12 protein-coding genes and 1 tRNA gene are annotated in these 12,664 nt (G+C 68.3%); 10 read left to right on the forward strand and 3 right to left on the reverse strand.

Going from position 1 to position 12,664, the window contains the following annotated elements:
• The first annotated feature begins 2 nt into the window (after positions 1-2).
• From secY to ACPOLB_RS17735, 10 genes are all read left to right on the forward strand, one after another.
• Entirely contained in the window at positions 3-1,313 is a 1,311-nt protein-coding gene (secY, locus tag ACPOLB_RS17690; RefSeq protein ID WP_425257336.1) for a preprotein translocase subunit SecY, read from the forward strand.
• A gap of 3 nt (positions 1,314-1,316) precedes the next feature.
• Complete coding sequence (gene infA / locus ACPOLB_RS17695) at positions 1,317-1,535, forward strand: translation initiation factor IF-1 (protein ID WP_011830996.1); 219 nt, start codon at positions 1,317-1,319, stop codon at positions 1,533-1,535.
• A 15-nt stretch (positions 1,536-1,550) separates the two neighbouring features.
• The gene (rpmJ, locus tag ACPOLB_RS17700) at positions 1,551-1,664 is read left to right on the forward strand and encodes a 50S ribosomal protein L36 (RefSeq protein WP_011830995.1); all 114 of its coding nucleotides are present in this window, start codon (positions 1,551-1,553) and stop codon (positions 1,662-1,664) included.
• A 13-nt stretch (positions 1,665-1,677) separates the two neighbouring features.
• Positions 1,678-2,043 (forward strand): 30S ribosomal protein S13, encoded by a 366-nt coding sequence (rpsM, locus tag ACPOLB_RS17705; RefSeq protein ID WP_425257337.1) that lies wholly within the window; start codon positions 1,678-1,680, stop codon positions 2,041-2,043.
• A 31-nt stretch (positions 2,044-2,074) separates the two neighbouring features.
• Positions 2,075-2,479, forward strand: coding sequence for a 30S ribosomal protein S11 (rpsK, locus tag ACPOLB_RS17710; protein ID WP_425257338.1), 405 nt, complete (start codon positions 2,075-2,077; stop codon positions 2,477-2,479).
• 251 nt (positions 2,480-2,730) lie between these two features.
• On the forward strand, positions 2,731-3,354 hold the full coding sequence (rpsD, locus tag ACPOLB_RS17715) for a 30S ribosomal protein S4 (RefSeq protein ID WP_425257339.1): 624 nt from the start codon (positions 2,731-2,733) through the stop codon (positions 3,352-3,354).
• A 156-nt stretch (positions 3,355-3,510) separates the two neighbouring features.
• On the forward strand, positions 3,511-4,497 hold the full coding sequence (locus ACPOLB_RS17720) for a DNA-directed RNA polymerase subunit alpha (protein WP_425257340.1): 987 nt from the start codon (positions 3,511-3,513) through the stop codon (positions 4,495-4,497).
• A gap of 70 nt (positions 4,498-4,567) precedes the next feature.
• Positions 4,568-4,969: a 50S ribosomal protein L17 gene (gene rplQ / locus ACPOLB_RS17725; protein ID WP_425257341.1), complete on the forward strand. Its 402-nt coding sequence runs from the start codon at positions 4,568-4,570 to the stop codon at positions 4,967-4,969.
• Between the two features lie 45 nt (positions 4,970-5,014).
• Positions 5,015-5,091: transfer RNA gene (locus tag ACPOLB_RS17730), tRNA-Met, on the forward strand.
• Between the two features lie 160 nt (positions 5,092-5,251).
• Positions 5,252-6,259: an NAD-dependent epimerase gene (locus ACPOLB_RS17735; protein WP_425257342.1), complete on the forward strand. Its 1,008-nt coding sequence runs from the start codon at positions 5,252-5,254 to the stop codon at positions 6,257-6,259.
• Positions 6,260-6,285: 26 nt separating this feature from the next.
• Here the strand turns inward: ACPOLB_RS17735 and ACPOLB_RS17740 are convergent, their stop codons facing one another.
• The 3 genes from ACPOLB_RS17740 to prsT (ACPOLB_RS17750) are packed head-to-tail and all read right to left on the reverse strand — an operon-like array spanning position 6,286 to position 12,634.
• A complete protein-coding gene (locus tag ACPOLB_RS17740; RefSeq protein WP_425257343.1) occupies positions 6,286-7,092 on the reverse strand; it encodes a S1 family peptidase in 807 nt (268 codons plus the stop codon).
• Complete coding sequence (gene prsT, locus ACPOLB_RS17745) at positions 7,089-9,863, reverse strand: XrtA/PEP-CTERM system TPR-repeat protein PrsT (RefSeq protein WP_425257344.1); 2,775 nt, start codon at positions 9,861-9,863, stop codon at positions 7,089-7,091. The genes ACPOLB_RS17740 and prsT (ACPOLB_RS17745) overlap by 4 nt, the downstream gene beginning before the upstream one ends.
• A 14-nt stretch (positions 9,864-9,877) precedes the next feature.
• The gene (gene prsT / locus ACPOLB_RS17750; protein ID WP_425257345.1) at positions 9,878-12,634 is read right to left on the reverse strand and encodes an XrtA/PEP-CTERM system TPR-repeat protein PrsT; all 2,757 of its coding nucleotides are present in this window, start codon (positions 12,632-12,634) and stop codon (positions 9,878-9,880) included.
• Positions 12,635-12,664: the final 30 nt, after the last annotated feature.

Here is a 12,664-nt window from a genome sequence, read left to right on the forward strand (position 1 = left end):
TCGTGGCAACCTCCGCGAACCAGCTGGCCAAGAGCGGGAAGTTCGGCGACCTGCGTCGCCGCATCGTCTTCCTGCTGCTGGCCCTGGTGGTCTACCGCATCGGTGCGCACATTCCGGTGCCGGGCATCGACCCCAACCAGCTGCAGCAGCTTTTCAAGAGCCAGGGCGGCGGCATCCTGAACCTGTTCAACATGTTCAGCGGTGGAGCGCTGTCGCGCTTCACGGTGTTCGCCCTGGGCATCATGCCGTACATCTCGGCGTCGATCATCATGCAGTTGATGACCTACGTCGTGCCGTCGCTCGAGGCGCTGAAGAAGGAAGGCGAGTCCGGTCGTCGCAAGATCACCCAGTACACGCGCTACGGCACGCTGTTCCTGGCGATCTTCCAGTCGCTCGGCATCGCGCTGGCGCTCGAAGGCTCGGCGGGCCTGGTGCTGAACCCGGGGTTCGGGTTCCGCATGACGGCCGTGGTGAGCCTCGTGGCCGGCACGATGTTCCTGATGTGGCTGGGTGAGCAGATCACCGAGCGCGGTCTGGGCAACGGCATCTCGATCATCATTTTCGCGGGCATCGTCGCGGGCCTGCCCAGTGCCATCGGCGGTCTGTTCGAGTTGGTGCGCACGGGTGCGATGAGCATCATCGCCAGCCTGTTCATCATCGCCCTGGTCATCGGCGTGACCTACGTGGTGGTGTTCGTCGAGCGCGGTCAGCGCAAGATCCTGGTCAACTACGCCAAGCGCCAGGTCGGCAACAAGGTGTACGGCGGCCAGTCGTCGCACCTGCCGCTGAAGCTGAACATGTCGGGCGTGATCCCGCCGATCTTCGCGTCGTCGATCATCCTGCTGCCTGCCACGATCGTGGGCTGGTTCGCCACGGGTGACGGCCTGCGCTGGCTGAAGGACCTGTCGGGTGCGTTGTCGCCGGGCCAGCCGGTGTACGTGCTGCTGTATGCGGCGATGATCGTGTTCTTCTGCTTCTTCTACACCGCGCTGGTGTTCAACAGCCGCGAGACCGCGGACAACCTGAAGAAGAGCGGCGCGTTCATTCCCGGCATCCGTCCGGGCGAGCAGACCGCCAAGCACATCGACCGCATCCTGGGCCGCCTGACGCTCGCCGGTGCCGTGTACATCACGGCGGTGTGCCTGCTGCCCGAGTTCCTGGTGCTGAAGTACAACGTGCCGTTCTATTTCGGCGGCACGTCACTGTTGATCATCGTCGTCGTCACGATGGACTTCTGGGCCCAGGTCCAGAGCTACGTGATGAGCCAGCAATATGAAAGTCTTTTGAAGAAAGCCAACTTCAAGGCCACCTAGAAGATGTCCAAGGACGACGTCATCCAGATGCAGGGTGAGATTCTTGAGAATTTGCCCAACGCGACCTTTCGCGTGAAGTTGGAGAACGGACACGTGGTGCTCGGCCACATTTCAGGAAAGATGCGCATGCACTACATCCGCATCCTTCCGGGTGACAAGGTCACCGTCGAGCTCACGCCATACGATTTGAGTCGCGCGCGGATCGTGTTCCGCGCCAAGTAGGTCAAGGAGAAGACCATGAAAGTCGCCGCTTCGGTCAAGAAGATGTGCCGCAATTGCAAAGTCATCCGCCGCAAGGGCGTGGTCCGCGTCATCTGCACCGACCCGCGCCACAAGCAGCGTCAAGGTTGATTGAAGGAAGAACATGGCACGCATCGCTGGCATCAACATCCCGCCGCACAAGCACGCTGAAATCGGCTTGACGGCGATCTACGGCATCGGCCGCACGACGGCGCAGAAGATCTGCGACACCGCCGGCATTCCGTACAGCAAGAAGATCAAGGACCTGTCCGACACCGATCTGGAGAAGATCCGTGACGAGATCGGCCGCATGACGATCGAAGGCGACCTGCGCCGCGAGCTGTCGATCAACATCAAGCGTCTGATGGACCTCGGCTGCTACCGCGGCTTCCGTCACCGCCGCGGCCTGCCCGTGCGCGGCCAGCGTACCCGCACCAACGCCCGCACCCGCAAGGGTCCGCGCAAGGGCGCCGCTGCGCTGAAGAAGTAAGCTGCGTCGCGTAAGTTAAAGAGAGCAAGACATGGCCAAAGCACCCGTCAACACCGCCGCCCGGCGCGTGAGCAAGAAGATCCGCAAGAACATCGCGGACGGCATTGCGCACGTGCACGCGTCGTTCAACAACACCATCATCACGATCACCGACCGCCAGGGCGGCGCGCTGGCGTGGGCGTCGAGCGGCGGCCAGGGCTTCAAGGGCTCGCGCAAGAGCACGCCGTTCGCCGCACAGGTGGCTGCCGAAGTGGCCGGCCGTGCAGCGCAGGAGCAGGGCATCAAGAACCTCGACGTGCGCATCAAGGGCCCCGGCCCCGGGCGCGAGTCCAGCGTGCGTGCCCTGGCGTCGCTGGGCATCCGCATCAACTCGATCAGCGACGTCACGCCGATCCCGCACAACGGCTGCCGCCCGCAGAAGCGCCGCCGCATCTGAGCCCCGTCTGCAGGGCCCGCTGGGCACTGCTACAATCAAGGGTTTTTCCGCAAGCCGGCCAGCACGTCGTGTGCGAGCCGGCTGTTTTCCTGAGGCGGTCGTGGATGCGCCGAGCATCCGCCGCTGTTTCGTAAGCCCACCGTCTGAGCGCCGCCGGGATCCGATCCCAACAGAGCAGCCGCCAGACTCGCGCGGGGTGAACTGGTCCGCCAGCCCACCTGCCGCGTCAGACACAAGCACAAGGACCCACCGTGGCACGTTACCTCGGCCCCAAGGCCAAACTCTCCCGCCGTGAAGGCACCGACCTGTTCCTGAAGAGCGCCCGTCGCTCGATCGGTGACAAGGCCAAGTTCGACAGCAAGCCCGGCCAGCACGGCCGCACGAGTGGCTCGCGCACCAGCGACTACGGCATCCAGCTGCGCGAGAAGCAGAAGGTCAAGCGGATGTACGGCGTGCTCGAGCGCCAGTTCCGCCGCTACTTCGCCGAAGCCGAACGCCGCAAGGGCAACACCGGCACCACGCTGCTGGCGCTGCTCGAATGCCGCCTGGACAACGTCGTCTACCGCATGGGCTTCGGCTCGACGCGCGCCGAAGCGCGCCAGCTGGTCTCGCACAAGGCCGTCACGGTCAACGGCCAGGTCGTGAACATCCCGTCGTACGCCGTCAAGGCCGGCGACGTGGTCGCCCTGCGCGAGAAGTCCAAGAACCAGCTGCGCGTGCAGGACGCCCTGAAGCTCGCGCAGAGCGTCGGCCTGTGCGACTGGGTCTCCGTGGACGCGACCAAGATGGAAGGCACCTTCAAGAAGGTCCCCGATCGCGATCAGTTCGGCGCCGAGATCAAGGAAGCGCTGATCGTGGAACTCTATTCGCGCTAAGGACACGAGCCGCGGCAGGCCGCCCATCGGCCGCCTACCGCGCTTGCCGGACGTTTCGCCAGCCGGGCGCGACACGGACCCATCACCCAGCCCGGCGCGGTCCATCAGCCTTATCGGTGTAACGAGCCGAGGGTATTGACAGGAACAAACGAATCCATGCAAACCACACTTCTGAAGCCCAAGGCCATCCACGTCGAGCCGCTCGGCGGCTACCGCGCCAAGGCCACGCTCGAGCCCTTCGAGCGCGGTTACGGCCACACCCTCGGCAATGCGCTGCGTCGCGTGCTGTTGTCGTCGATGGTGGGCTATGCGCCGACGGAGGTCACGATCGCCGGCGTGCTGCACGAGTACTCGGCCATCGACGGCGTGCAGGAAGACGTCGTCCACATCATGCTGAACCTCAAGGGCGTGGTGTTCCGTCTGCACAACCGCGATGAAGTCACGCTGGTGCTGCGCAAGGAAGGCGAAGGCCCCGTCACGGCCGGCGACATCCAGACCCCGCACGACGTCGAGATCATCAACCCCGAGCACGTCATCGCCCACCTGGCGCAAGGCGGCAAGCTCGACATGCAGATCAAGGTCGAGAAGGGCCGCGGCTACGTGCCGGGCAACATGCGCCGCTTCGGCGACGAGCCGACCAAGAGCATCGGCCGCATCGTGCTCGACGCCAGCTTCTCGCCGGTCAAGCGCGTCAGCTACGCCGTGGAGAACGCGCGCGTCGAGCAGCGCACCGACCTCGACAAGCTGGTGATGGAGATCGAGACCAACGGCGCCATCCCGCCGGAAGAGGCGATCCGCCAGTCGGCCAAGATCCTGGTCGAGCAGCTGGCCGTGTTCGCGCAGCTGGAAGGCCAGGTCAGCGACATCTTCGAAGCCCCGCAGCAGCGCACGCCGAACTTCGACCCGATCCTGCTGCGTCCGGTGGACGAGCTGGAGCTGACGGTGCGTTCGGCCAACTGCCTGAAGGCCGAGAACATCTACTACATCGGCGACCTGATCCAGCGCACCGAGACCGAGCTGCTGAAGACGCCGAACCTGGGCCGCAAGTCGCTCAACGAGATCAAGGAAGTGCTGGCTTCGCGCGGGCTCACGCTCGGCGCGCGGCTGGAGAACTGGCCGCCCCAAGGCCTCGACAAGCGTTAAGACCACGCCTGTCACCGTGCAACCTCCGGTACCTGACACGGCCGGAGTTCAATAAGGAAAGACACGCACCATGCGCCACCGCAACGGACTCCGCAAGCTCAACCGCACCAGCAGCCATCGTCTCGCGATGCTGCGCAACATGTGCAATTCGCTGATCACGCACGAAGCCATCAAGACCACGGTCCCCAAGGCCAAGGAACTGCGCATGGCCGTCGAGCCGCTGATCACGCTGGCCAAGAACCCGACGCTGGCCAACCGCCGCCTCGCGTTCGACCGCACGCGCGACCGCGACGTCGTCAGCAAGCTGTTCAACGTGCTCGGCCCGCGCTACAACACGCGCCCGGGCGGCTACACGCGCATCCTGAAGATGGGCTTCCGCGTCGGCGACAACGCGCCGATGGCCTTCGTCGAACTGGTGGACCGTCCGGAGCCCGTGGCTGCCGACGAAGCCACCACCGAAAAGGCGGAATAAGCCTGGCGCACTGCGCCGAAACCGGTATATACTTGAAGGCTCAGTCGCGGGGTGGAGCAGCCTGGTAGCTCGTTGGGCTCATAACCCAAAGGTCGCAAGTTCAAATCTTGCCCCCGCAACCAAATTCTCGAACAACAAGAACAACGACGGAATTGGCAGACGCCGCCCCAGTGGGCGGCGTTTTGTTTTGTGGCGCCGGCCGGGGCGCCCCCCCATGTCCGCCGCGGCGCAGCGTGAAAACGTCCCGCGGCGCGGCTGCAAACTTTGGTCCAATGGCGGCCTATGAAAATCCTGCTCACCGGCGCTGCCGGCTTCATCGGCAGCACCGCCGCGCACCGTCTGCTCGCCCGTGGTGACGAGGTCGTCGGTCTCGACAACCTGAACGACTACTACGACGTCCGCCTGAAGCAGGACCGGCTGGCCCGCCTGACCCCGCACGAGCGCTTCCGCTTCGTGAAGATGGACGTCGCCGACCGCGCCGGCACCGAGCGGCTGTTCGCCGAAGAGCGCTTCGACCGCGTGATCCACCTCGCGGCGCAGGCCGGGGTGCGGTACTCGCTGCAGAACCCGCACGCCTACATCGACAGCAACGTCGTCGGCTTCATGAACGTCCTCGAAGGCTGCCGCCACACGCAGGTGCAGCACCTGGTCTACGCGTCGAGTTCCAGCGTCTACGGTGGCAACACCAAGATGCCGTTCTCCGAGCACGACAGCGTGGACCATCCGGTCAGCATGTACGCGGCCACGAAGAAGGCCAACGAGCTGATGGCGCACACCTACAGCCATCTGTTCCGCCTGCCCACGACCGGGCTGCGCTTCTTCACGGTCTACGGCCCCTGGGGACGGCCCGACATGGCGCTGTTCCTGTTCACGAAGGCCATCCTGGAGGGGCGACCGATCGACGTGTTCAACCACGGCAACATGCTGCGGGACTTCACGTTCGTGGACGACATCGTCGAAGGCGTGATCCGGGTGCTCGACCGCGTGGCGACGCCGAACCCGGACTACCGATCGGAGACGGCCGACCCGGCCACCAGCGACGCGCCCTACCGCGTCTTCAACATCGGCAACCACGATCCGGTGCCGCTGCTGGACTTCGTGGCCGCGATCGAGGAAGCGCTCGGCATGCCGGCCCAGAAGAACCTGCTGCCGCTGCAGGACGGGGACGTGCCGGCCACGTACGCCGACGTCGACGCCCTCACGGAATGGACCGGTTTCAAGCCCGGCACCGACATCCGGACAGGCATCCGCCGTTTCGTGGCCTGGTACCGCGACTACTACAAGGTCTGACGCCGCGCAACGCGGCCCGGTGCGTCTCAGCGCGGCGCTGCTGCCGGCTGTTCGGCCAGCAGTGCCAGCAGGTGCCGCACCGGAATGGCATAGCTGATGCCGGTGGGCTGCGACAGCGCGGACTCCCGGCTGCTCTTCACCAGCACCATGTTCAGCACCGCCAGCACGACGCCGCTGTCGGCGTCGAACACCGGTCCGCCGCTGTTGCCGGGATAGGCGGTGGCGTCGAGCTGCAGCACCTCGAAGTTGCCGCCGCGCAGCCGGCTGATGGCCCGGGGGTCGAGCTGCTGGGCTGTCGGCGCCTGCAGCGCGATCTGGGTCACCGAGGCGACGATGCCGCGGTGCGTGACTGGCGAGAAGCCCAGCGCTCCACCGATCGGGTAGCCCATCAGCGCGATCGACTGCCCCTCGCGCGCGCTGCCCGCACCGTCCAGCGCCACCGGCACCAGCGGCGGGCCGTCGATGCGCAGCAGCGCCAGGTCGCGCGCCCGGTCGCTGCCGACCAGCGTGGCCATGCGCAGCTGGCCCAGGTCGCCGCTGCGGCCGGCCATGACCGCCAGGCGCGCACCGGTGGCTGTCTCGGCGGCCGGCGGCAGCACGTGGAAGTTGGTGGCCACCAGGTTGCCGTCGCCGACGACGAAGCAGGTGCCACGAAAGCCGAACCGGGGACTGTCGGTCGGGCTGTAGGTGCCCACCGGCAGGACAGATCCCCGCAGGCGAGCGATCACTTCCGGCAAAGTGGCGGCCGCAGGCCCGCTGCCGAGCACGCAGGCCGGCAGCACGCTGCAGGCTGCCGCCTGCAGCCAGCGCCGCCGCGCCGGCCCGTTGGTCACTGCACGGTCTTCAGCAGGTCGGCGACCTCGCCCTGGCCGCGGAACTTGTCGCCCAACTTGGCCAGTGCCTCGAGTTCGCCGCGCGCCTGCACCTTGTCGCCCGACTGGATGTAGATGCGCGCCAGGCCCAGTTGCAGCCCCGGGTCCTGCGGGTTGCGGGCGATGGCCCGCTTCTGCGTCTCGATGGCCCGCGGGAACTGCTTGTCGGCCGCCAGGGCCGTGGCCAGCGTGTCGAGCAGCGGCGCGCGGTCGGGCATCAGCGTGTTGGCGTCCTCGGCCAGCTTCACCGCACCGGGTTTGTTCTGCTGCACCAGCAACCAGGCCAGGTTGTTCATGGCCAGCGCATTGCGCGGCTGCATCTCGAGCACCGCCTTGTAGTGGCCTTCCGCCACCGCGTAGTCCTTGCGATTCAGCGCCTGGTCGCCCAGGTAGAAGCGGAAGGCCGCGTCGTTCGGCTGTTCGCGCTGCCACTCCGCCGCCAGGCGGTCGGCCTCGCCGCGCTGGCCCGTGCCGACCAGCGCGGCGTGCAGCCCCATCACCGCTTCGGGCGTCTTCTGCCGCTGCATCGATGCCCGGTAGGCCGCCGCGGCCGCCGGCCAGTTCCTGCGGCTGCTCTCGATCTCGCCTTCGAGCAGGAAGCCGCCCATCTCCTTCGGCGCCTTGCGCTGGAGCTCGCGGGCGACCAGCACGGCGTCGTCGGGCCGCTTGTCCGCCATCGCGATGCTGACCAGGCCCCGGTGCGCCTGCAGCAGCTTCGGGTCGATCTCCAGCGCGCGCTTCAGGCTGACCTTGGCGCCGTCGGTGTCCTTCACCGCCACCTGGGCTTCGGCCAGGCTCATCTGGTGGAAGGCGTTGGTGGGCTGCGCCGCGGCGAGCTTCTTGAAGGTGGACACGGCTTGCTGCCCGTCGCCCGAGGCCAGCTGGGCACGGCCCAGCGCGTTCATCACCTCGAAGTTGTTCGGCAGCGTGGCGCTGGCGTCCTGCGCGGCCACCAGCGCGGCCTTGGCGTCCCCCTGTCGCAGCAGGTGGTTGACCAGCAACAGCCGCGGCTGCGCTTCGCCCGGTGCTGCCTTCACGGCCTCGCTCACCATGCGCGTGATCTCGGCACCCGGTGCGTTCGCCCGGCTCGCGATCTCGGCCAGCGCCAGGTGTGCGCGGTGGTTGCGCGGGTCGGCCTGGATCAGCGCCTGGAAGCGCTGCTTGGCCTGGTCGGTGCGGCCCGCCTCCAGGTCCATGGCCGCCAGGCTGGACACCGCCGGGAAGTACTTGGCGTCCTTGGCCAGTGCAGCCTGGAAGGCCGCCGCCGCCGCCGTGGTGTTCTTCTGCAGCACCAGCACGCGCCCTTGCAGCAGATCGGGCAGCGGGCTGTCGGGCATCTTCTTGCGCAGGCCTTCCACGGCCCTCAGCGCGCCGGGCAGGTCCTTCTGCCGCAGGCGGCCGCTGACCAGGGCCAGGTCGGCACGCGGGCTGCTGTCGTCGACGGTCAGGCTCTCGAGCTCGGCGATGGCCCCGCCGGCATTGCCGCGCACCACCTGCGCCATCGCGACCGAGGTGCGCACGCGCGCGTCCTGCGGCGCGGCCTTGGCGGCCCGCTGGAACGCCGCGTCCGAGCGTGCGATGTCGCCGGACTGCAGGTAGGCCTCGCCGGCCAGCGCGAGCGTCACGCCGTCGGCCTGCGGGCTGTCGATCGCGGGTTGCAGCACTTCGATGGCGCGCACGGGCTGCCCGCCACGGACGTGGATCTGCGCCAGCAGGTGGCGCGGCAGCAGGCGGTTCGGCGCCAGCTTGACGGCCCGCGACAGCAGCACCTCGGCCTGCACGTCCGACTTGAGGCGGAACTCCGCGGCCCCGGCCAGCTCCAGCGCGGGCACGTTGTCGGGCAGCACCTTCAGCAGGCGTTCGGTGATCTCGCGCGTGGCCGTGTAGTCCGATTTCAGGAATGCCGAGCGTGCCTCCAGGAACAGCGTGTCCGGATGGTTGGGCGCCACCTTCGAGAGTTCGGCGAGCTCGGTGCGCGACTCGTCGAACTTCTGCTGCTCGACCAGGATGCTGACGATGGCGGCCCGCGCCGCCACCGACTTCGGGTGGCCCGCCGCCACCTTGCGGTACGCCGCCAGCGCCCCGTCGCGGTCGCGCTTGCCCTGCCAGAGCATCTCGCCCTTGAGCAGACCGGCCCGCATGTTGCCGGGCTCCTTCGCCAGCACGTCGTCGAGCAGGAAGAGCGCGCCGTCGACGTCGTTGTCGCTGGCCTTCAGCTGCGCCTGCAGCACGATCGCCGGCGCGAACCCCGGCACGGCCTGCAGCGCGCGGGTGGAGTTTTCGAGCGCCTGCGCCTTGTTGCCCTGCACCGCGAAGGCCTGCGCCACGCTCACGGCCAGGTCGGCATGGGCCCGGGGCTCGCTCAGCTCGGTGCCGGCGTACTGGCCGGCCACCTTGCTGAACTCGCCGGCCAGCAGCATCGTGCGGGCCAGCTCGGGCAGCAGCTGTGCGTCGGGCACGCCGAGCTCCTGCGCCTTGCGCAGCTCCAGCAGCCCGCCGGCAGGGTCGCCGCTCTCGCGCAGCGCAATGCCCAGCATCAGCCGCGCCTCGCCCGACTTCGGGTTCTGCTGCAGCGCACTCTTGAGCTGGATGATGGCGGACTTGTTGTCGTTCTGTGCCACGAAGTCCTTGGCCGACGCCATCAGCTTCTCTTCGGACTCGCCGCCGCAGCCTGCCAGGGTGAGCGTCAGGCCGGCGATGCAGGACGCGATCAGGGTGTGCTTCAGTGTCATGGCGGTGCGTGCGGTTACAGCGTCTTCAGCAGACGCGAGACTTCTGCGTGGTAGGTGAGCCGGGTGCCCTGCGCGGCCAGCCGCTCGAGTTCGGTGCGGGCCAGCGCCTTGTCGCCGGCCTGCAGCGCCAGCTTGGCCAGGTTCAGGCGCAGGCCCATGTCGCCGGGGGCGATCTCGATGGCCTTGCGCTGCATCTCCAGCGCCTTGGGCAGCTGCTTGTCGGCGGCCAGCGCGAGCGCCAGCGTGTCCAGCAGCGCAGGACGGTTGGGCAGCAGGTCCACGGCGCGCTGCGCGTGGATCAGCGCCCCCGGCTTGCCGCGCGTGGCCATCACCCAGGCCAGGTTGTTCAGCGCCATCGGGTGGTTGGGCAGCAGCGACAGCACGCGCGTCAGCAGCGTCTCCGCCTTGTCGAGCTCGTTGCGCAGGATCGCGACCGTGGCGAGGTGGTACTCGAACTGCACGTCGCTCGGCTGCTGCTTCATCCAGCCGGCCGCGAAGCGATCGGCCTCGGCCGTGCTGCCGCGCAGCAGGAGCGCCTTGTGCAATGCCACGGCCAGCTCGCTGCTGGCGGCGGCCTTGGCGATGCCGTTGCGGTAGGCCTCGATCGCGGCGTCGGTGGCCTTCACGCGCTGGTGGATGGCGCCTTCGAGCAGGTAGCCCGTGGCCACCGCAGGCATGCGCTGCTGCATGCCGCGCGCCATCTCCAGGGCGTCCTTGGGCTTGCCGTCGGTGATCAACAGGTCCATCAGACGCACCTGCGCGGCATCGTTGCCCGGCTCGATCTCCAGCGCGCGCCGCAGCGCCGAGACGGCGCCTTCGCGGTTGCCCGTGGACTTCATCAGGTCGGCGATGCGCAACTGCGCACGCGCCGAACGTGTCTCGACGCCGGCCAGCTGCCGGAAGGTGCTGAGCGCCTGCTGCGTGTCGCCCGCCAGCGACTGCGCCCGTCCGACCGCGTCGAGCACGTTGGCATCGTTGGGCAGCGCGGCACGCGCTTCCTGCGCCACCGACAGCGCCTCCTTGTACTGCTTGCGCTGCAGCAGCAGCTCGATCAGCTGCAGGCGCGGCGCGGGCTCGGTGGGCTCGGCCTGGATGCCGTCGGCCAGCGTCTTCTGGATCGTGGCCAGCGGCAGGTTCTGGCGCTGCTGCAGGCTGGCCAGCGCCATGCGTGCGACGTGGTTGCGCGGGTCGCTGGCGATCACCTTGTCCAGGCGCTGCTGGGCCTGGTCGGGCTTGCCTTCCAGCACGTCCAGCGTCGCCAGGCTGTACACGGCGCTGAAGCGGCTGGGCTCCAGCGACAGCGCCTGCTCGTAGGCCTTGCGTGCAGCGGCGTAGTCGCGCTGCGCCACGTAGACCGAGCCGCGCAGTTCGGGCACCGTGGCGCTCTGCGGCTGCTTCCGGGCCAGGCCGTCCAGCGCCTGCAGCGCGGCAGGGTACTCCTTGCGCTTCAGCCGCGCGCTCACGATCGCCAGGTCGGACGCGCTGTCCTGCGTCTGCGCCGAGATGGCTTCGAGCTGCGAGAACGCCGCGGAGGCGTCGCCGCGCGACAGCGTCATCAGCGCCAGCGCGGTGCGCAGCTTGGGATCTTCCGGCGCCAGCTTGGCCGCACGCAGGAACAGCTGCTCGGCCGCGCGTGCGTCGCCGAGCTGCAGCTGCGCCTCGCCGGCGACGGCCAGCGCCTCGGCGTCCGGTGTCTGCTTGCCGTCGATCACCGGGGCCAGCGTGGCCAGCGCCTTCACCGCCTGGCCCTGGCGCAGTTGCACCTTGGCCAGGCTGCGCCTGGCGCCGATGAGGCCAGGTTCGAGCTGCAGCGCCTTGGCATAGTGGCTCTCGGCGACGACCAGCTGGCCGGACATGCCCTCGACGGTGCCCGCGAGCTGGAGCACGCCGATGTTGTCGGGCGCGATGCGCAGCAGCTGCTGCGTCAGTTCGCGGGCCTTCTTCAGGTCCTTGTCCAGCAGCGCCAGCCGGGCGTCGATGAACAGGGTCTGCGGGTGCTTGGGCAGCAGCGCGTGCAGCTTCGCCGCCTGCGCCTTGGCGCCGGGCACGTCGCCGGCACGCAGGCGCAGGCTGATCAGCGCCAGGTGCGAAGCGATGTAGGCCGGTTCGGCCACCAGCGCCTGCGTGAACGCTGCCTCGCCGCCGGCGGCATCGTTCTTGGCATGCAGCAGGATCTCGCCCTTCAGGTGCAGCGCCTCGGCATGCGTGCCGTTGCGCGCCAGCACCTGCTCCACCGTGGCCAGCGCCGCGTCGTACTGGCGTTCGTCGGCCTTCAGGCGTGCCTGCAGGATCAGCACGGCCGGGTAGTCGGGCACCGACGCCGCAGCGGCGCTCAGGGCCTCGAGCGCGCGCGCCTTGTCGCCGATCACGCCCCAGGCGTTGGCCACCGACGACTTCAGCGATGCGTTGGCGGTCTTGTCGCTGAGCGTCACGGCGCCGTACAGCGTCGTCAGCTTCTTGGCGCCGCCGGCCATCAGCAGCGCACGCCCCAGCGCCGGCATGACCTGGTTGTCGTCGTGGCGCTGGTCCAGCGCCTTGGTCAGCTCGACCACGGCACTGAACGGGTCGCCGGCCTCCAGCAGGGCCAGGCCCAGCAGGTAACGGGCTTCGGCCGAATCGGGCTCCTTCTGCAAGGCCGACTTGAACTGGATCAGCGCGGTGCGCGGGTCCTTCTTGGCCAGCGACTCCTTGCCGGCGGCGATGAGCGAGGGCGCTGAATCACCGCCGCAGGCGCCCAGGGCCAGCGCACAGGCGAGCACGACGGCAGCCATGCGGCCACGGTGTAGGGGCGGGGCGATGGG

Origin of the sequence: Rubrivivax soli (assembly GCF_049810355.1) — a bacterium.
In the GTDB taxonomy this organism is placed as follows: domain Bacteria; phylum Pseudomonadota; class Gammaproteobacteria; order Burkholderiales; family Burkholderiaceae_C; genus Rubrivivax.